The sequence below is a fragment of the Kiloniellales bacterium genome, from assembly GCA_030066685.1.
Lineage (GTDB): Bacteria > Pseudomonadota > Alphaproteobacteria > Kiloniellales > JAKSBE01 > JAKSBE01.
This window is the reverse complement of record JASJBF010000024.1, coordinates 1-17382: the sequence shown is the minus strand read 5'-3', so window position 1 is coordinate 17382 and position 17382 is coordinate 1. Positions and strand designations below refer to the sequence as shown.

Annotated in this window: 20 protein-coding genes; 1 reads left to right on the top strand and 19 read right to left on the bottom strand. The window is 69.6% G+C overall.

What is annotated here, in order from left to right:
* Nucleotides 1–33 precede the first annotated feature (33 nt).
* Nucleotides 34–2244: a type II secretion system secretin GspD gene (gspD, locus tag QNJ30_14125; protein ID MDJ0944598.1), complete on the bottom strand. Its 2211-nt coding sequence runs from the start codon at nt 2242–2244 to the stop codon at nt 34–36.
* A gap of 184 nt (nt 2245–2428) precedes the next feature.
* On the bottom strand, nt 2429–3115 hold the full coding sequence (locus tag QNJ30_14120; protein ID MDJ0944597.1) for a type II secretion system protein N: 687 nt from the start codon (nt 3113–3115) through the stop codon (nt 2429–2431).
* Between the two features lie 566 nt (nt 3116–3681).
* Here QNJ30_14120 and QNJ30_14115 point away from each other — a divergent pair.
* Nucleotides 3682–3828: a hypothetical protein gene (locus QNJ30_14115; protein ID MDJ0944596.1), complete on the top strand. Its 147-nt coding sequence runs from the start codon at nt 3682–3684 to the stop codon at nt 3826–3828.
* A gap of 108 nt (nt 3829–3936) precedes the next feature.
* Here QNJ30_14115 and gspM read toward each other — a convergent pair whose 3' ends face one another.
* The 17 genes from gspM to QNJ30_14030 form a co-directional block, all read right to left on the bottom strand.
* A complete protein-coding gene (gspM, locus tag QNJ30_14110; GenBank protein MDJ0944595.1) occupies nt 3937–4548 on the bottom strand; it encodes a type II secretion system protein GspM in 612 nt (203 codons plus the stop codon).
* Nucleotides 4545–5633 (bottom strand): PilN domain-containing protein, encoded by a 1089-nt coding sequence (locus tag QNJ30_14105; GenBank protein ID MDJ0944594.1) that lies wholly within the window; start codon nt 5631–5633, stop codon nt 4545–4547. Before QNJ30_14105 ends, gspM begins: the two co-directional genes overlap by 4 nt.
* Nucleotides 5634–5666: 33 nt before the next feature.
* Nucleotides 5667–6302, bottom strand: coding sequence for a prepilin-type N-terminal cleavage/methylation domain-containing protein (locus QNJ30_14100; GenBank protein ID MDJ0944593.1), 636 nt, complete (start codon nt 6300–6302; stop codon nt 5667–5669).
* A complete protein-coding gene (locus tag QNJ30_14095; protein MDJ0944592.1) occupies nt 6299–6700 on the bottom strand; it encodes a type II secretion system protein in 402 nt (133 codons plus the stop codon). The genes QNJ30_14100 and QNJ30_14095 overlap by 4 nt, the downstream gene beginning before the upstream one ends.
* A complete protein-coding gene (locus tag QNJ30_14090) occupies nt 6690–7172 on the bottom strand; it encodes a GspH/FimT family pseudopilin (protein MDJ0944591.1) in 483 nt (160 codons plus the stop codon). The genes QNJ30_14095 and QNJ30_14090 overlap by 11 nt, the downstream gene beginning before the upstream one ends.
* The gene (gene gspG, locus QNJ30_14085; GenBank protein MDJ0944590.1) at nt 7144–7617 is read right to left on the bottom strand and encodes a type II secretion system major pseudopilin GspG; all 474 of its coding nucleotides are present in this window, start codon (nt 7615–7617) and stop codon (nt 7144–7146) included. Before gspG ends, QNJ30_14090 begins: the two co-directional genes overlap by 29 nt.
* 23 nt (nt 7618–7640) lie before the next feature.
* Nucleotides 7641–8861, bottom strand: coding sequence for a type II secretion system F family protein (locus tag QNJ30_14080; GenBank protein MDJ0944589.1), 1221 nt, complete (start codon nt 8859–8861; stop codon nt 7641–7643).
* 18 nt (nt 8862–8879) lie between these two features.
* Complete coding sequence (gspE, locus tag QNJ30_14075; GenBank protein ID MDJ0944588.1) at nt 8880–10586, bottom strand: type II secretion system ATPase GspE; 1707 nt, start codon at nt 10584–10586, stop codon at nt 8880–8882.
* Between the two features lie 592 nt (nt 10587–11178).
* Nucleotides 11179–11415, bottom strand: coding sequence for a hypothetical protein (locus QNJ30_14070; protein MDJ0944587.1), 237 nt, complete (start codon nt 11413–11415; stop codon nt 11179–11181).
* A gap of 231 nt (nt 11416–11646) precedes the next feature.
* On the bottom strand, nt 11647–12447 hold the full coding sequence (locus tag QNJ30_14065) for an A24 family peptidase (protein ID MDJ0944586.1): 801 nt from the start codon (nt 12445–12447) through the stop codon (nt 11647–11649).
* A 37-nt stretch (nt 12448–12484) separates the two neighbouring features.
* Nucleotides 12485–12985, bottom strand: a complete 501-nt coding sequence (locus QNJ30_14060; protein MDJ0944585.1) for a macro domain-containing protein — start codon at nt 12983–12985, stop codon at nt 12485–12487.
* A 103-nt stretch (nt 12986–13088) separates the two neighbouring features.
* The gene (locus QNJ30_14055; GenBank protein MDJ0944584.1) at nt 13089–13301 is read right to left on the bottom strand and encodes an RHS repeat protein; all 213 of its coding nucleotides are present in this window, start codon (nt 13299–13301) and stop codon (nt 13089–13091) included.
* A 293-nt stretch (nt 13302–13594) separates the two neighbouring features.
* A complete protein-coding gene (locus tag QNJ30_14050; protein MDJ0944583.1) occupies nt 13595–13939 on the bottom strand; it encodes a hypothetical protein in 345 nt (114 codons plus the stop codon).
* 243 nt (nt 13940–14182) lie between these two features.
* A complete protein-coding gene (locus tag QNJ30_14045; protein ID MDJ0944582.1) occupies nt 14183–14599 on the bottom strand; it encodes an Hsp20/alpha crystallin family protein in 417 nt (138 codons plus the stop codon).
* Nucleotides 14600–14987: 388 nt separating this feature from the next.
* On the bottom strand, nt 14988–15236 hold the full coding sequence (locus QNJ30_14040; protein MDJ0944581.1) for a hypothetical protein: 249 nt from the start codon (nt 15234–15236) through the stop codon (nt 14988–14990).
* A 218-nt stretch (nt 15237–15454) separates the two neighbouring features.
* On the bottom strand, nt 15455–16105 hold the full coding sequence (locus QNJ30_14035; protein MDJ0944580.1) for a hypothetical protein: 651 nt from the start codon (nt 16103–16105) through the stop codon (nt 15455–15457).
* A 9-nt stretch (nt 16106–16114) separates the two neighbouring features.
* Nucleotides 16115–17382 (bottom strand): RHS repeat-associated core domain-containing protein (locus tag QNJ30_14030; protein MDJ0944579.1); only part of this gene is annotated, 1268 nt, incomplete at its 5' end.

The window sequence follows — 17382 nt, the reverse complement described above, 5'->3', positions numbered from 1 at the left end:
CCTGAAGCCGATTTGGCTTCACATCACCTTGCTTCAGGAGGTGCCGGCCGGCGGGGCTTCCTCGGGCGCCTCCGGCTCCGGCTCCTCTTCCGGCGGGAAGATGCCCGGCAGCCGGGTCCGCAGCTCTTCGGTCAGCGCCCGTGCGTCGTCGGAATTCCGGATCACCCTCGGCCGCAGCAGGACCAGCAGCTCGACACGGGTCTTCTCGTTGCTCCTGGTCTTGAACACGTTGCCGAGGAGCGGAATGTCCATCAGAAGCGGGATGCCGCTCGTCGTTTCGCTGATCCGGTCGCGCACCAACCCGCCGAGCGCGACGGTCGCCCCGCTCTGGATCGCGATGGTGCTCTCCAGCTTGCGCTGCTGGATGGTCGGCGAATCGATGTTCGAGGTCGTCGTCTCCACCGCGTCGCTGACCTCCTGCACCACCTCGAGGATGACCAGGCCACCGGCGTTGACCCGCGGCGTCACGGTCAGGATGACGCCGGTGTCGCGCTGATCCACCTCGTTGACCGCGGGCGCGTCCGAGTCCGTGGTGCTGACCGAGGACCGGGTCGTGACCGGCACCTGGTCGCCGACCTCGAGCTTGCCGGTCTGGTTGTCCAGCACGACGATCGAGGGCGCCGAGAGCACGTTGACGTCGGTGATCTCCTTCAGGGCGTTCAGGGCAACCGTGGCGTCGCTGTTCGCGAAGACATAGTTGAAACCGGGGAAGATCGCCCCGACCGCACCGTCGGCGAAGTCCGAGAAGCTGATTTCGCTGTCGCCCGCCTGGAAGAAATAGCGCAAGCCGAAGTCCAGTTCGTCCGACAAGGTCACTTCGGCGATGGTCGCCTCGATCAAGACCTGCAGCGGCAGGATGTCGAGCTGCTTGAGCGCGGCCAAGACGGTGCGATAGTCGGTCGCGCTGGCCAAGGTGACCAGGGAGTTGCTTTCCTGGTCGGCGATGATCCGCACCTCGCCCAGGCCGCCAAGAGCGGTCCCGCCCGCGGCCGGCGCGCCGCCGCCGACCGGCGGCGGGCTCGGGGCGGCCTCCGCCTCGGGGCCGCCCTCAGGGGCGCCCTCGGTTGCCAGGGTGACCGGGGTCAGGCCGGGTGCCAGGGACGAAGTGGTGTCGCCCAGGATCGAGGTCTCGACGCCGAAGACCTGGCCGAGGACCTCGGCCAGGTCGGAAGCGCGGCGGTTCTGCACGTAGTAGACGTGGAGCCGCTGCTGGTCGATCCCGCCCTGGTCGAGCCGTTCGATCCAGCGCAGGGCCTCGTCCAGGTAGCGGGGCTGCTTGGCGACGATGAGCACCGCGTTCATCCGCTCGATCGGGACGAAGCGCAAGAGGTTCCCCAGGTTCGGGCCCGAGGGGTCGAGCAGGATCTGCTCCAGCTCGGCGATCATGGTATCCGGCCCGGTCGACTTCAGCGGCTTCAGGGAGAAGGACATGCCCTTCATCCAGTCGACGTCCAGCACCGAGACCAGGTTGGTCAGGTTGCTCAGCTCCTGCCGGGTTCCGGCGACGAAGACCAGGTTGCGGGCGGAATCGATGGTGAGCCCGCCGGCGACCGTGGAGAAGGCCTGGAGCAGGGACTCGATCTCGCTCGCCGCCACGAAGCGCAGGGGGATCACACGGACGCTGAGGCCGCGGCCCCGAATGTCGTCGAAGGACAGGTTCGGCGCCGTCTTGCCGGCCTCTTCGATGGGCACGACCCGGAACAGGCCGCTGCTCTCGACGAGCGCGGCGCCGTTCAAGCGCAGGATCTCCTCCAAGGTCGGCAGGATCTGGTCGCGGCTGAGCGGCCGGCTGGTCTGCAGGGTCACCGTGCCCTGAACCCGCGGATCGACCGTGTAGTTGGTCTCCAGCACGTCCTGCAGCATGGTGCGGATCACCTCGCGCAGGTCGGCGTCCGCGAAGTTGAGGGTGAACTCGCCCTCACCGGTCTCGGCGAGCTGGACCCGGCCCAGCGGCGTCGGCGCCAGGCTGGTCTGGACCAGCTGTCCGCTGCCCCGCTGGGTGAAGCCAGCGACCTCGCGCGCGGTGCCGGGCTCCGCCCTGGGCCCGTAGGGGGTGCCCGGCGGCTGGGTCGGCTCCGTGTCGACCAGAGCTGCCTTCTGGCGCGCCGATTCGAAGAAGGCGGCTCGCTCGCGCTCGGTCTCGCAGGCCGTCAGGAGGGTCGCGCAGATCGCCAGGGTCGTCACGTAGGCGATCCCACCGCGCCTCCTGCCCGGTGTTCTGGACCTTCTGGTTTTCTTGGGCACGCGAGCGTCCCCTCCTTGCGCTCTCGCCTGCGTTCCTGGCGCAGAGTGTAGCAACCAGCGCGAGAGAGAATCCACGTCAAATATCCGGCCGACGGATCCGCGTAAGGTCTGTCAGCAAAACGTCATCCGGCCGCCCGCCGGTCCCGAGAGGACTCCGGCCAGCCCGCAGTCAGGTCCCGGCGGATCATTGGCTCTGCTGCTGCAAGGCACGGCGCAGGTCCTCCGGCATCGCCTCGTCCGCCTCTTCCGCGTCGGGCCGCTGCCCGCCCTGGGCCGGCGGCTTCTGTCGCGAGGCGGGATTGGCCGCGGCCGCCGGCCGCCGGTCCTTGGCCTCCGCGTTGCGGGCCTGGCGCGGCTGCCGCCGCTTGGCCTTCGGCCGCTTGATCTTCGCGTCCTTGAGCTTCAGCTCGACGACCTCCTTGGCCTGGCTCAGGACCACCCGGTCGGGCAGAATCCCCTCGACCTGCCAGCCGTCGATCTTCTCGCCCCTGGACAGGCGCTGCGCCGCCTTCTTGCCGGGGCGCTGCACCAGGGCATATTGCCGGTCGGGCTGGAGGACGACCCCGATCAGGGTGAGCTTCAGGTCCCGGCGCGGCGCTTCCTGCTGGCGGGCCTGGGGCTGGGCCGAGGCCTCCGGCGGACGGCGCGACTGGGTGAAGGGCGGCCGCTCGACCAGCTCGGAGAAGCGCCGCTGCGGCGGCATTCGGAAAGGCCGGAACCCGGGCGCGGCCGCCGCGTCGGACGGCGCGGCGCCGGCCACGTTCTGCGTCGGCAGCTCGGCCGGCGGCGCCTCGTAGGCGGCGTAGGCGAGCCATCCGAGGCCGCCGCAGAGCGCCGCCAGAGCCAGGTTGAAGACCGAGAGCGCGGTCATGCTGCCGTCCTTTGCCGTGAAGCCGCGCCCGCCACCGCGGCGGGCTAGGTCGAGCCTAGCATGGAAACCGGCGGCTCGGCGCAGGCGTCTGCTCGGCTCGCGTATCGGGAAGTCCAGGAAAGCTTGCCACAGGCTGCGCCGCGCCGTCGATGGCCTGGATCACACCGCCGGCGCCCCGGCCTGCAGGATCGGGCGCCGGGCCGGAGGCGACGACGGCCCGCGGCGGCCTCGCGCGTGCCGGACCGGCAGTCCGGGCGGCGCAGCGGGCCGTTCCGCGACCCTTGCCTCCGACAAAGTGCCTATACCCGTCCTGCCAAGCCTGGTGCGATCGAACGTTAAGCCATCCTTAACCTTGTGTTAAGAATTACTTGAAGTTTTCGGCCGATTTCAAGCCGCTTATTTACCACAATTGGGATATGCCTTCTTTGCAATAGACAGTGGTGCGGAAACGAAGGCATAACACCTATCCTGTAGTTATATCTTTCTGGACTAGTGCTTATAACAGGTGTCCCCCAATGAATGTTAGCTCTAAGGGTTCTCCTCTAACCATTCAGGATGCGCTACTTTTGAGCGCTGCCGTCCATATCCTTAAGTCCATCGACGTCGGCGACCAGGACACGGCCGAGGAATTGAGCGGTCTTGCCGATCGCTTGAACGCCGTCGTCGAGGACGCCGCCGCGCCGGGCGGCAAGGCGGTCCAGCTCGTCACCTGAACCGTCGGGCCCGCCGGCCGCTCGGCTTGAAAGGCCCGGGCCGGCCGCCTCGGCCCTCCCTCACGGCACCCGTGTCGGGCCTTCGGCCCGAGCTTCACGCCCCCGGCCTCACGACCCCTGGCCCGGCGGCAGGGCGGGCGGCTTCTCGGGCGCCAGGAATCCGAAGATGTCCATCCGGACCAGCAGCTGGACCTCCTCCTCCGGGGTTTCCTTGCCGCGCGAGCGGCGCTGGCGCCCGAGGCGGACATCGAGGCTGTCGATGAAGAGGAAGGGGCGCGAGGCCTCGATGCGGTGCAGGAGGTCGCGCAGCGCCGGGGTCGTGACGTTGATCTGGGCCCGCGTTGCGATCCGGCGAAAGCCGTTCTCGGATTTGACCGGCAGCACCTGGATCGAGCGCAGGGTCCCGCCCTCGGCCTCCACGGCCGTGGTCACGAAGTGCTGCACGAAGGCGCCCGCGATGGCCTCGTTGTCGCCCTTGAGCAGCCCGTCGGCACCGCGCCGGGCGCTTTCCAGGTTGCGCCGCTGCCGCTCCAGCGCCGCCGGATCCAGGGTTTCCTGGCGGAAGCGCTCCAGGAGCCGGGCCGACTGCGCGATGGTCTCGTCGTAGTCGGCGAAGCGCTGCTGCAGCGGCGCCACGATGCCGGCATAGACGCCGAAAACCAGCAGGACCAGGAGCGTCACCGCCAGGAGGCGGCGGACCGGCGGGCTCAAGGCGTTCACGACCGCTCGCCCCCGCCGGAGAGGATCTTCAGCTCGAGGCTAAAGCGGTCGACGCCCAGCTTTGGGTCCTGGGTTACCGGGGCGCGGAACTTCGGCTCGGCGAAGCCGGGGGCGTCCTCGAAGAGCTGGATCAGGGACGAGGAGTTCGGCGCATAGCCGGAGATCTCGATGCGGTCGTCGTTGACCCGCAGCTGATAGAGCCAGGTGTCGTCCGGCAGCACCTGAGTGACGTTGTTGAGGATCGTCGACTTGGTCGGCGTCGCCATTTTCAGCTCGTGGACGTAAAGCACCTGCGCCTGCTGCGCCGAGAGCTCGCTCTCGAGCTGGCGCGCCGCCGCCGCGTCCTTGCGTGCTGCCGCGACCTCGCCCTGCAGGCGCTCCGCCAGGCGCGCCTTGCGCTCCAGGGGGATCATCACCGTCGCCGCACCCAGACTCACCGCGGCGAGCAGCAGGAGCAGCGTGATCGCCCGGGCGAAGCCCCCGGGGCCGCGCTGGACCTCGCGCTGCAGCAGGTCGAGGCCCGCCGGCTTGCCCGGCTCGGCGGTCGCCACGTCGACCCGTTCCGGCGCCAGGCCGAGCCGGCCGGCTTGCTCCAGGAAGGCGTCGACGCCGGCCTTGGGGCTGAGGGTGAGCTCGACCTCGAGCTGTTGCTGCTCGGGGTCGCGGCCCAGGACCCGCTGGTCGTAATAGACCTCCTCCCGCCGGAAGGGCGTCAGGCGGTCCATCTCGAAGCCGATCACCTCCCGCAGGGTGTCCTCCGCCGCCAGCGGCAGCCGGACCCGCTGGGTCACCGCGCGGCCGGGCGGCAGCGCCAGGGTGATGGTCCGCCGGCCCCGCCGCGCCTTGGCCGGCAGGGCGGCGAGCCCCTCGCCGAAGCTGCCCAGCGCCTCGACCTCCTCGCCGCGGCGCAGGAAGAGGCTGCCGCTCTCGCCCTCGGCATCGCCGGCCGGCTCCAGGACCACGGTCTCGCCGCCCCCCGACAAGGGCCGCCGCAGGCGACGAGGGATCAGGCCGGCAAGCTCGGTGAGCCACCAGCGCAGGAAGGCGCCGAAGAGACGGAACGGCAATCTCAGCCAGGTCATCATCGTCCTGCCATCCTACAGGCAAGCCGGGGAAAGCTACAGGAACTCGTCGGTCATCAGGGCGGCGACCAGCTCTGGCCAGACGCGCCGGTCGCCCGGGGCGAAGGCGACCTCGGCCCGGATCAGGCGGGGCAGCGCCTCGTCGTCGCGCCACTCGGGCCGCCACTGGGGCGAGAGTGCCTCGTCCTCGGCCCCGTAGTAGCGCAGCCGCAGGTCCCGGACGCCGAGCAGGAGGACCTCCCGTTCGGCCGCCTCGGTGAAGTCCAGGTCGGGACGCTCCTCGCGGAAGACCTCCCAGCGCAGGGTCAGGGCCCGCTCCCGGCCTCTGCCCTCGACCTGCAGGCCGATCAGGTAGTTGCCGCCCGGCCCCAGGTGGGCCGGCAGGGGGCCGACGAAGGCCAGGCCGTCGCGGCCGCCCTCGAAGGCCAGGCGCAGGCGCCGCCGCGGGCCGCCGACCTCGACCGGCTGGACCTCCGCGAAGGCCCGGCGCAGCAGGTTCTGCACGAGTTGGACGTCGCTCTGCCGGGTGTCGGCCTCGCCGACCCGCTCCCAGGCCCGGACGCCGAAGCTGAGGCCGCCGTACATCATGACGCTGAGCAGGGCGAAGACCGAGACCGCCACCAGCAGCTCCAGCAGTGTGAAGCCGCGCTGGCCGGGGGCCGCCTCGGTCATTGCGTCCCCCGCAGGCGTAGGCTGGACAGCGTCACCGCGCGCTCCTGGCCGCCGTCCCGCCAGGTCACCGTCGCCTTGACCAGGAAGGCGCGGAGCAGGGAGTCCTCGGAGGGCTGCTCTTCGTAGGGCGCGACCTCGAGACGCCAGGCCATGCCGCCGTCCAGCACGCCCGAGCTCTGCCCGGTCTCCAGGGGCTCCTCGATGCCCAGGCGCTCGAGCTGCGACTGGGCATGGCCCAGGGCGACGGCATAGGCGCGGGCGACTCCGGCGTTGCGCGCCCCGCTCGAGAAGACCTGCAGGATGGCGCCGAAGCTGAAGGCGAAGATCGTGAAGGCGATCAGGACCTCGAACAGGGTAAAGCCCCGCTCGCCGGGCCGGACCTTGCGGTCACTCGGCAAGGCGCACCTCCCCGGTCAGCCAGCGCACGGTGATCTCGTAGCTCTTGCCGGCGCCGCTCAGGGTCACCGCGCCGCCGGTCGAGCTGCCGTCGGGAAAGAAGCGGATGCTGGCCTGGGTGGCCTCGCTCAGGGCTTCGCTGGCGGTCAAGACCTCGGCTTCGACGCCCTCCGGCAGCGCGGCCAGGGCACCGCGCCCTGGGAGCCCGAAGCGCCGCTGCTCCAGGTCCAGCAGGAAGGCGACCTCGCGGTTGCCGGCGATCGCCTGGCCGCGGGCGCGGCGCAGGTCCTCGGCGACTTGGCGGGCGGTGGCGCGCAACTCGACCCCTTCACGGCCGCCGAAGACGCCCGTCGGCAGGACCGCGAAGATCAGCCCGATGATCGCGACGACGACCAGCAGCTCCAGCAGGGTGAAGCCCGCCGCCGGGTCGCCTCGAGATGCCGTGTCACCAGCTGGTGACGTCGCTGTTGTCATCGTCGCCGCCTTCGGCGTTGTCCGCGCCCAGCGAATAGAGGTCGTACCTGCCGTGCTGGCCCGGGTAGCGGTAGAGAAAGACCCGCTTCCAGGGATCGGTGATCGCCTTCTCGTCCTTCAGGTAGGGCCCGCGCCAGGCGTCGCTGTCGGCCGGCGCCTCGACCAGGGCCATCAGGCCCTCGTCCTCGCTGGGATAGCGGCCGTGGTCGAGGTAGTAGAGGTCGAGCCCGGCGGAGATCGAATCGAGCTGCAGCCTGGCGGCGTCGGTCTGCGCCTTGGTGAACTGGCCGATCACGACCACGCCGGCGACCGCCGCCAGCAGGCCGAGGATCGTCATCACGACCAGCAGCTCGAGCAAGGTGAAACCCGCCTCGCCACGGCGGCGCCTTCGGGTCTTCGCCCGCTCCTCCTGATCCGGTGCCGTTCTGCCGTCAGTCTCCGTCATGGGTCCCATTCATCTCCGTCTGTCTAGAGCACGAGCTCGTTGATGCTGAACAGCGCCATCAGGATCGAGGCGATGATGAAGGCGATCAGCAGGCCGAGGCCCAGGGTGAGCATCGGCACCAGCAACGCCAGCAGGCGCTGGATCGTGGTCGCCGCGTCGGCGTCGTAGATCTCGGCCAGCTTGGCCAGCATCTCCTCCAGGTGGCCGCTCTCCTCGCCGACCCGCAGCAGCTGCACCGCCAGGATCGGGAAGAGGCCGCTCTCGGCCAGGGGCTCGGCCAGGCCGCGGCCGGCCTTGACGTCGGGCTCGATCCGGCCGAGCAGATCGGCCAGGGCGGCGTTGCTCAGCACGTCCCGGGTCAGGGCCAGGGCCGAGAGCAGCACCACGCCGTTGCTGAGCAGGGTCGAGAGCGTGCGCGCGAAGCGCGCGACGTCGATCTTGACCCAAAGCTGCCCGGCCAGTGGCAGGCGCAGCAGGTGCCGATGGCACCACAGCCGGGTCGCCGGCCGGGCCAGCGCCGCCCGCGCGCCGAAGAAGGCGGCCACGGCGCCGAGCAGCATCAGCCACCAGTAGGCCTCGAAGACGTCGCCGGCGGCGATCACGATCTGCGTCGAGAGCGGCAGCTCGGTGCCGGCGTCGTCGAGCAGCGGCTTGAAGGTCGGCACCACGAAGGTCAGCATCACGGCCAGCGACAGTCCGGCGAAGACCAGCAGGATCGTCGGGTAGATCAGGCTCGAGCGGACCTGGGCGCGCATCGCCTGGGAGCGCTCCATGAAGTCGGCCAGGCGCCCCAGCACCGCCTCCAGGGTGGCGCCGGCCTCGCCGGCCCGGACCATCGAGCGGTAGTAGACCGGGAAGGTCTCCTCCTGCTTGTCGAGGGCGTCGGCCAGGGTCGCGCCGCCGCGGACCTCCTCGACGATCTTCGCGACCAGGCGGCGCTGCGGCGCCTGCTCGGCCATCTCGACCAGGATGTCGAGGGCCCGGTCGAGCGGCAGCCCGGCGCCCAGCAGGGTCGCGACCTGGCGGGTCACCGTGGTGATGTCGCGCGTGCCCAGGCCGCGCCGGAAGGAGACGTCCTGCTTGAGGAAGTCGAGCGAGAGGCCGCTCGCGGCACTGTCGATCTTGAGCGGCACGTGGCCCAGGCGCTGCAGCCGGGCGACCGCCGCGGTCTGGTCGCTGGCCTCGAGCTGGCCCTCGACGACCTCGCCGCTTTCGGCGACCGATTTGTAGTGGAAGGTCGGCATCCTCGCGGCTCGCTCGGGCTACTGCTCGCTGGTCACCCGGACCACCTCTTCCAGGGTGGTGACGCCCAGGCGGGCCTTGGTCACGCCGTCCTGATACATCGAGCGCATGCCGGCGGCGACCGCGGCCTTGTGGATCTCCTGCGACTCGGCGTGCTGCAGGACCAGGCGGCGGACCTCGTCGGTCATCGGCAGGACCTCCAGCACGCCCATGCGGCCGCGGTAGCCCTGGCCGTTGCACTGCTTGCAGCCCTTGGGCCGGTAGAGCGTCATCGGGCCCTCGGCCTGCGGGTCGATCTGCCGGACCAGCTCGGGCAGGGCCTGGTAGGGCTCGCGGCAGGCCGGGCAGAGCCGGCGCACCAGGCGCTGGGCCTGGATCCCGACCACGGTCGAGGTCACCAGGTAGTCCTCGACCCCCATGTCGAGCAGCCGGGTGATGGTCGCCGCGGCGGTGTTGGTGTGCAGGGTCGCCAGGACCAGGTGCCCGGTCAGCGCCGCCTGGACCGCGATCTGCGCGGTCTCCAGGTCGCGGATCTCGCCGATCATGATGATGTCCGGGTCCTGGCGCAGGATCGAGCGCAGGGCGTTGGCGAAGGTCAGGCCGATCTTGGGCTTGACCTGGATCTGGTTGACTCCGCGCAGCTGGTACTCGACCGGGTCCTCGACGGTGATGATCTTCTTCTCCGGCGAGTTCAAGTGGGTGAGCGAGGTGTAGAGGGTGGTGGTCTTGCCGCTGCCGGTCGGCCCGGTCACCAGCATGATCCCGGTCGGCCGCTCGATCAGGTCGAGGAACCGGCCCTGGGTCGTGTCGTCGAAGCCGAGGGAATCGAAGTCCAGGACCACGCCCTCGCGGTCCAGGATGCGCAGCACCACGCCCTCGCCGTGCAGCGCCGGCAGGGTCGAGACGCGCAGGTCGATCTCCTTGCCGCGGGCGACGATCTTGATCCGGCCGTCCTGGGGCAGGCGGTGCTCGGCGATGTTGAGCTTGGCCATGATCTTGATGCGCGAGATGATCGCCGCGCGCAGCCGGGCCGGCGGCGCGTCGACGTCCTGCAGCACACCGTCGATCCGGTAGCGCACCCGGAGCTGGGCCTCGAAGGGCTCGATGTGAATGTCCGAGGCCCGCGCCTCGACCGCCTTGGTGATCAGGTGGTTGACGATCCGGATCACCGGCGCCTCGCTGGCCAGGTCGCGCAGCCGCTCGACGTCGGCCTCGGTGGTCTCCTCGTCGCCCTCCTCGAGGCTCTCTGCGATCTGGTCGATCGAGGTCTTGCCGCCGCTGTAGAGCCGCTCCTGCGCGTTCTCCAGCTCGGCCGCCACCGCGACGTGCGGCCGCACCGGCCGCTCGGCGCGCAGGGCCACGGCCTCGATCGCGAAGCGATCCAGCGGGTCGGCCATGGCCAGCGCGATCCCGGCCTCGTCTTCCGAGAGCGGCAGGACCCGGCTGTTCTTCAGGAAGCGCACCGAGAGCAGGCCGTCCAGGACCGGCGCCTCGGGGTAGTCCTCGGCGCCGACGATCGGCAGCTCCAGCTCGGCGGCCATGGCCTCGGCCATGTCGCGCTCACCGACCAGGCCGAGCCGGGTCAGCACCCGGTCCAGGCGCTCGCCGCTCTCCGCGCGCGCGCGTTCGGCCCGTTGCAGCGCGCTCTGCTCCAGCTTGCCCTGGGCGACCAGTCGCGCGCCGATCAGGTCGTCGATCTCCGGAACCTCTTGGGCACGATCCAGCATGGGGACCGTCCCTCTCCTCCTTGGTGTCGCCAGTCTCGGCCGCCGGCCCGAACCCGCTGCCGCGCCCCGGTCCGCCCGGCGGCCCCGAAGCGCGGGATCGCGGCGCCCGGGCCCGTCGGGCGCGGGGCCAGTTTACCGCGCCCCGCCGCCGCGACAAAGTGTTTCAACCCGCACGCGAGAGCGCCCGCTTCGGGCCGGTTTCCGCGGCCGCCCCGCGCCCTTGGGCGCAACCGTTCCCCTCCCTAGAGGCCGCAAAAATGTGACGCGGTGAAGGCGTAAAGGCGACAGGCAGCAATTCCTCTATTGATTTTCCCGCAAGAGTAGCGGTAGTCTTTTTCCTGTGTTGGCACTCTCAATGGTCGTGGCCCGGCGGGCCGGCTTGGTCACCCGCCCGCCACCAGGATCGGAGAGAGCAGCCTTCCGGTGGCAAGTTGCGACCCTAGGCTGAACACGAAGGTCGTCAGGCGACTGAAGGCCCTCACCGTTCAGCCCACTCGCTCCACTCCCCCGCAAAGCGGGCCGGTCATGAAGACCGGCCCGCTTACTTTTTCCGAGTTTCGCGCCCGGCCCGGCGGCGGGCCGGCGCGCCGCCCTACTCCAGGCTCCGGGTGTAGCCCAGGCCTTCCATGCACTTGGGCTGGATCTGCTTGAGCCGGTAGGTGGTCGGCGCCGAGCCCGTGCCGCCGCCGGCGGCCTTGGGAACCTCCTTGGTGCAGGCCGCCTTGTCCTTCTCCAGCTGCTCGGCCGTGACGCCGGGCTTGGACCAGACGACCTCCTTGGCGCAGGCGCCAAGGCAGAGCAGCGCCAGCACAACAACCACATATCGCATTCTTATTCCCCCCGGAACTGCGCCCGCCGCCGCGACGAACCGCGCGGGCGGCGGCCTTTCATGACCTGGAGCGGAACGCTTCGAAGCCGACCGGACGTCGGGTCCGAATCCCGCCCTCACTCAACGCTATAGAGCACGGCGAGACGAGGCCCCCCCGGCCCCCGTCTCGCCGTAGATCAAGAGGATGATACGATCCCGCGCGGCTTGCAACCGCAGGGCGCCTCGGCCCGCTCAGGGCAGCGCCCAGGTCGGCTGCAGCGGGCCGTAGAGCCAGGTCAGCCAGAGCCCCGCCGCCAGGTAGGCGCCGAAGGGCAGCGGCGTGCGCCCGGACAGTCCGCCGCGGCGCAGCCCCAGCACCAGGGTCACCGCCAGCGCCGGCAGCACGGCCCAGAGCAGCACCGAGCCGAGCCCCTGCCAGGAGACCCAGGCCCCGGCGGCGGCGAAGAGCTTGGCGTCGCCCAGGCCCAGGCCCTCGCGCCCGCGAAAGCGCCGGTAGCCCCAGGTGAGCACGGTGAAGGCGGCGAAGCCGGCCGCCGCGCCGATCCCGTGGGGCAGCAGCTTGCTCGGCTCGACCAGCCAGGCCACCGCCAGCCCGGCCGGGATCAGCGGCAGGGTGAGCGCGTCCGGCAGCAGGAAGTGCCGCAGGTCGATCAAGGCCAGGGCCAGCAGCGCCCAGCCCAGCGCCGCCCCGGCCCAGACCAGCCAGCCCGCGGCCTGCCCGCTCCCGGAAAGCACCCAGAGCGCCCAGCCCGCAACCCCCAGCGCGGCCAGCTCGATCCCCGGATAGAGCCAGGACAGCCGCGCCCCGCAGTGCCGGCACTTGCCCGCGCGTAGCAGGTAGGACAGCAGCGGCACCAGGTCCGCCGCGCCCAGGGTCGTCCCGCAGTGCGGGCAGCGCGAGCGCCCGGCCACCACCCCCTCGCCGCGCGGCAGCCGCAGCACCAGCACCCCGAGAAAGCTGCCCACGAAGGGCGAGATCAGCAGAAGAAAGACGTCGGACACAGCGCGGCCCCGCTCCAGCGGCGCCGGCATGATCGGCCCGCCGGCCGCGCCCGGCAAGGGGCGGCAGTCACCCGGAGGAGTCCGCCTGCGGCTCTGCACCCAAGGGCCGCAGCGGCGCACCCGGAACATGGTCCTCGCAGACAAGCAGCCGGACCGGCGACTCCGCGGTCAGCTCTTCGAGCAAAGAGCGCACCTCGTCCCAGTCCAGGCCACCGAGCCCGGCGCCGATCCGCGGCAGGGCGACCTCGGCCAGGCCCCGGGCCTCGGCCAAGCGCAGCGTCTCGGCGACCGCACGGCGAATCGCGGGCAGCTCGGCCCGGCTGCGCCAGCTCTTCTGGGTCCCGAGGTTGAAGACGCAGACCCCGTCCTCCTCCCAGAGGAACACATCGCCGAGGCCGAAGCGCCCGTCCCGGCAGCGTTCCTTATAGGCCGCATACATCTCCGGCCAGCGTTCGCGAAAGGCCACCGCGATCCCCTTGCCCATGGACCCGGCGCAGTTGCAGCCGTGGCCGAGGCCCTGGAGGCCGGGCGTCGCGAAGAGATCGCCGCGCGATGGGATCAGGGGCATGGCGGCAGGGGATAGCGGCAAAGCGTAAGGTCGGCAAGCGCCACCCAGCCAAACCCGGGAAGCCGCCCCTGCGCGCCGAGATACCTCGAGATAAAGAGCGCCCTCAGGTCCCGGGCGTGACCACCCGGCTGGTCCGGTTGCCGGCGGCGTCGTAGACGAACTCGATGACCGTGCCGTCGTCATAGATGATCCGCTCCAGCCGCCCCAGCGCATCGTACTCGTAGGACACGCTCCCGGCCCCCGCCGGCACGGCCGCCCCGAGGAGCGCGCCGCAGAGCAGCAGGACCGAAAGCCCGGAAAGTAGCTTCATCCGCATCGCCCGATCGCTCCTCTCTGGCAGGGTGATCACAACTCGGATCAGTCTAGACGAACCCCGGAAAAACACAGCTACCAGAATCGGTAGGTCTCGCGATGGAAAGCCACGGACAGAGAAGCATGCGCAACCAGGGCTCTACGACATCGCTTCGCTAGGTTGAGGCGGCCGGGAGCAACCGGCCGGCGGCCGCCGGCACCGTGTAGCCGGCGATGGCCGCCCCGCCGGTCTGAGCGTTCAGGGCGCTCACCGGCGGCGGGGGCCTGCGGCGGCGCCGGTGTTTCGGCCGGCCGGCCCTACTGGACCGGCTGGGCCTCGACGGGCTGCGGCTGGGCCTGCGGCGGCTGCGGCTGGTACTGGGCCGGCTCTGGCTGCGGCTCGGCCGGCTCGGGCTTCTCGCCGCCGAAGAAGTAGGCGAAGAGGTCGCCGTTGCAGTCGCCGCTCTTGGGGTCGACGGTGCCGTCGACCGCGGCGCAGGCGGCCTGCCATTGCCGGGCGACGATGCCGTTCGAGGCATCGGGGTCGTCGTCGGCGGTGGCGCCCTCCGCGACCGCGGTGCCGACCGCGGCGACGCCGAAGATCGCGCAGCCGGATAACAGGGGCATGGCCAGAAGCAAGGCCAGGACGGGAAGGATTTTCATCTCGAACTCGCAAGTAAAGTTGGCGTAAGACGGCCCCCGATTCCCCCCAATACAAATCGGGTCGGGATCAAGACGCCGTTGCGACGCAAGATGTCCTGAGTCAAAACCTTTGAGAAGTCAAGCGCAGCCGTGCCGATGTTTTCATTTCGACACAGTTGCATTGCGGATACTGGGGCCTCATGCCATCGCAGCGGCGCGGGCCGGGGCTCTAGGCTGCCCGACCCCCGCGTCGCGCGGGGCGCCTCAGGCCTGGCGCACCTCGATCTTCTTGCCGGCCACCTGTGTGGCGCTGCGCTTGGCGATCCTCAGGCGGAGCACGCCGTCCCTGAACTCGGCGTCGATCTTCTCGGCGTCGGCGTCCGGGGGCAGGCGGAAGCTGCGCTGGAAGGCGCCGTACTCGCGCTCGGAGAAGAAGTAGGTGCGGCCGGTCTCGCTGTGCTCGAAGCGCTTCTCGCCGCGGACCACCAGGTTGTTGTCGTGGACCGAGACGTCGACGTCGCCGGCCTTGACCCCGGGCAGCTCGACGTTGACCTCGTAATAGTCGTCCACGGCCGAGGCGTCGGACCTCGGCGCGAACCACTCGGCCAGCTTCTGGCCCATGCTGCGCAGCGGTTCATAGAGGTTCGGCCACCAACCGGCGGTGTGGGACTTCTCGACCATCGGGCGCTCCCATATCTGGCATCCTGAGGTGAGCGCCAGCCTGCCCGCGCCGCGCCGGACGCGCCTTGATCCGGGTCAAATCCCGCGCGGCCCGGGCCGGAGCGCCGCGCGCCGGACGCGCCGGGAAGAGGGCGGAGCCGGGCGCCCGCAGCCGCGCCGCGCCGTCTCGGCCCAGAGGTTTCCGCCCTCGCCCCGGCCGACATCCGCCCTCGCCGTTCCTTCGAGCTTCGCGTCCGACGGGAGACCTGCGCCCAGGCGCGCGACCGGGCCCGGCGCTAGAGCACGATGATATGAGGTTGAAGCAACCTCATATCTGAATCGTGCTCTGATCTGTTGAAGTAGAGCGGGATTCAGATTTGAAGTCGATTCGACTTCAAATCATCCCGCTCTAGCCTTGCCACTCGAACCAAGTGATGACCTCCCCGGTCTTGTCGTCGGTCTTGGCGATCCTGCCGTCTTTCCACAGCCATTTGAACTTGCCGATCCCAAAAGCTCCCGCAGATCTCATCGGGTAGGGGACCAGCCTTCTGCTCTTCGGCCAAATCGAGTACTTCTGGTACTCCCGATCCGTCAGCCGATCGGAATCGGCCTCATCCAGGCGGATCTGAAAGCGAATGCGCCGGGAGGCCTCGACCAAGATGCGTTCGGCGCCGTCTTAGCTCAAGTACAGGCCGGAAGGATTGGCCTCGCGGGGGCCGACACAGGCGCCGAGCCCGAGAACCAGAGCCGCGACCATCGAGACGCACGACAGTCCCGCGCGCAGTGCCTTTGAGCTCATCATCTCGCTGTCCTCCGCCGCCCTTCAGTCTCGCCGGACCAGACCTCTCGGGCCAGACGTCAAAGGCCTCGAGGCCGTCAATCGAAAGCCTTCTCGCCGAAATAGGCGTAGACCGGCGCGAAGCGGCGCCTCAGCCCCAAGCCGGAAAAGTGCTCGGCAAGCAATCGCTTCGCCGCCTCCGCTTCGCCAAGCTCGATGTGCGCGGCCATCACGAATATCCAGAAGTGCTTCTGCCGGATCAGCCGGTCGTCCTGACGTGCCGCGCCCCTGATCAAATCCGCCGGCTCCCGGTAGTCTTCCAGGAACGGCAGGATCCAGGTGCCGATGAAGGCCGCGACCCCCGCGCCGATCTCCGCGAAGTCCTCGCCGGAGAAGGCATACCACTCCTCGTGTCTATCTTTCGGTGCGACCAGCTCGATCGGCTGGTTGACGACGATCTCTGCGCTGCCGCCCAGAAGGTCCAAGTTGTCGTCGACCAGGTCCTTGGCAATCCGGCCGACAGTCTTCATGGACACGGAAACCCACGGGCGGATATGCGCCACGGCGCCGGGATAGTAGCGCGGCCGCTTCTCCACCAGAATGTTGATTCCCTGTGTCGTCGCGCCGATCTCACGATCGTACGACTTCGATCGATTGGGTCGGCGGAATCCCTGCGGCAAGAGCACCCGATCCACGTTGTCGTTCAACATCTCGAGAACACACGGCCTTACATCCAGATCTTGCCCCATCGCACCTCCCTATAACTTGATATGGAATGCTCGACCTATGACAAGGCCGGTGTTCTCTCCAAAAGCAGATGCGGGATTCTGCGTGTTGATTCCTCTATCGAAGCCGAGTTGCCGGGAGTTCCGGGACAGACCCGTCTTGATCTCAAGACCTATGACTCGCCCCCTCGGGCTGACCGCCACTCCATCATAGATCCTAATATCTCCCGCGCTGTTTCGCGCATAGACCCTACCACGGATAACTGACCATCCAGGCTTCTGAGCGATAGAGTCCCATGGAAGTCGCTCCGCAAACTGGTATGTCGTTTGGCCAGAGCTCCGTGGGCTGGCAAAACGTCCATCTCGGGTTTGCCAACCATTGTTATAGATGACTTGGTCCTTGCCCAAGAGCCAATCGATAAGTCTGCGGCCGAGGCTGCGCGCAGCGGCCGCACCGGCGAGCCCTTCACCGGAGGGTACCGTCAAGAGGTCCGCCAAAAGCGCCCCCGCCGCAATTCCTACACGGACTCCGACGACGATCTTCTCCTCGTTACGCGCAATGAAATTCGCCGTGCGTTCCAGAAACGTTGGTGTCCTTTGTAAATAGTCGGTCTCGCGAAGAGAGCGGCCGTCGAAAATGAAGCTCCGAGCTGCGAGAAGGCCCGTGGGGTCGATGAAGTTGAGGGGCGAGTTGGCGGCGTAGGTGTAGAGGTTGAAGCCGTCTTCGTAGCCGATGGGATCGGGGGAGAGGAAGCGGCCGATGGCGACGCTGTAGTAGCGCGCGCGCATGTAGATCAGCTTGGTCTCGGCGTCGTAGCGCTGGCCGGCGTAGCGGAAGGCAATGCTGCCCAGGCCCCCTCGTCCAGGCCCTCGCCGTGGGGGTCGTAGGCGTAGCGCTCGACCACGTCGCCGGCGCTGCCGCCGCCGCCTACCCGGCGGCGCCGGGCCCGACCAGCTCATGTCTGCGGTGCCGGGGCCCGCGACCTCGGTGCTCGCCCCGCCGGCCGCCGAGCCGGAGCCGGCGTAGCCGGCCTGGGTCTCGCCCGCACCGGGCGCCCAGGTCGCCTGGTCGCCCAGGCCGAAGGCGCTGACCAGCAGCGACTTGGCGCCGGTCGTGATGCTGGCCGCGATCGCGGTCTCGGCCGTGCCCGGACTGCTCGCCTGGGAGAGCAGTGGCGTTGCCGCCTGGTCGACCCCGGCGGCCGTGAAGGCGACCGCCTGGGTGGCCGCGCCCCAGCCCGAGGCGCCGGTCACCTGGACCACGATGTCGCCGCTCTGGGCGCCCGCGCCCAGGGCCGCCT

Coding starts and splice junctions, on each gene's coding strand:
- QNJ30_14120 (MDJ0944597.1), bottom strand. CDS start 3,115: ATGACCGCGCTCTCGGTCTTCAACCTGGCTCTGGCGGCGCTCTGCGGC.
- QNJ30_14105 (MDJ0944594.1), bottom strand. CDS start 5,633: ATGATGACCTGGCTGAGATTGCCGTTCCGTCTCTTCGGCGCCTTCCTG.
- QNJ30_14100 (MDJ0944593.1), bottom strand. CDS start 6,302: ATGACCGAGGCGGCCCCCGGCCAGCGCGGCTTCACACTGCTGGAGCTG.
- QNJ30_14090 (MDJ0944591.1), bottom strand. CDS start 7,172: ATGACAACAGCGACGTCACCAGCTGGTGACACGGCATCTCGAGGCGAC.
- gspG (MDJ0944590.1), bottom strand. CDS start 7,617: ATGACGGAGACTGACGGCAGAACGGCACCGGATCAGGAGGAGCGGGCG.
- QNJ30_14080 (MDJ0944589.1), bottom strand. CDS start 8,861: ATGCCGACCTTCCACTACAAATCGGTCGCCGAAAGCGGCGAGGTCGTC.
- gspE (MDJ0944588.1), bottom strand. CDS start 10,586: ATGCTGGATCGTGCCCAAGAGGTTCCGGAGATCGACGACCTGATCGGC.
- QNJ30_14070 (MDJ0944587.1), bottom strand. CDS start 11,415: ATGCGATATGTGGTTGTTGTGCTGGCGCTGCTCTGCCTTGGCGCCTGC.
- QNJ30_14065 (MDJ0944586.1), bottom strand. CDS start 12,447: ATGCCGGCGCCGCTGGAGCGGGGCCGCGCTGTGTCCGACGTCTTTCTT.
- QNJ30_14060 (MDJ0944585.1), bottom strand. CDS start 12,985: ATGCCCCTGATCCCATCGCGCGGCGATCTCTTCGCGACGCCCGGCCTC.
- QNJ30_14055 (MDJ0944584.1), bottom strand. CDS start 13,301: ATGCGGATGAAGCTACTTTCCGGGCTTTCGGTCCTGCTGCTCTGCGGC.
- QNJ30_14050 (MDJ0944583.1), bottom strand. CDS start 13,939: ATGAAAATCCTTCCCGTCCTGGCCTTGCTTCTGGCCATGCCCCTGTTA.
- QNJ30_14045 (MDJ0944582.1), bottom strand. CDS start 14,599: ATGGTCGAGAAGTCCCACACCGCCGGTTGGTGGCCGAACCTCTATGAA.
- QNJ30_14035 (MDJ0944580.1), bottom strand. CDS start 16,105: ATGGGGCAAGATCTGGATGTAAGGCCGTGTGTTCTCGAGATGTTGAAC.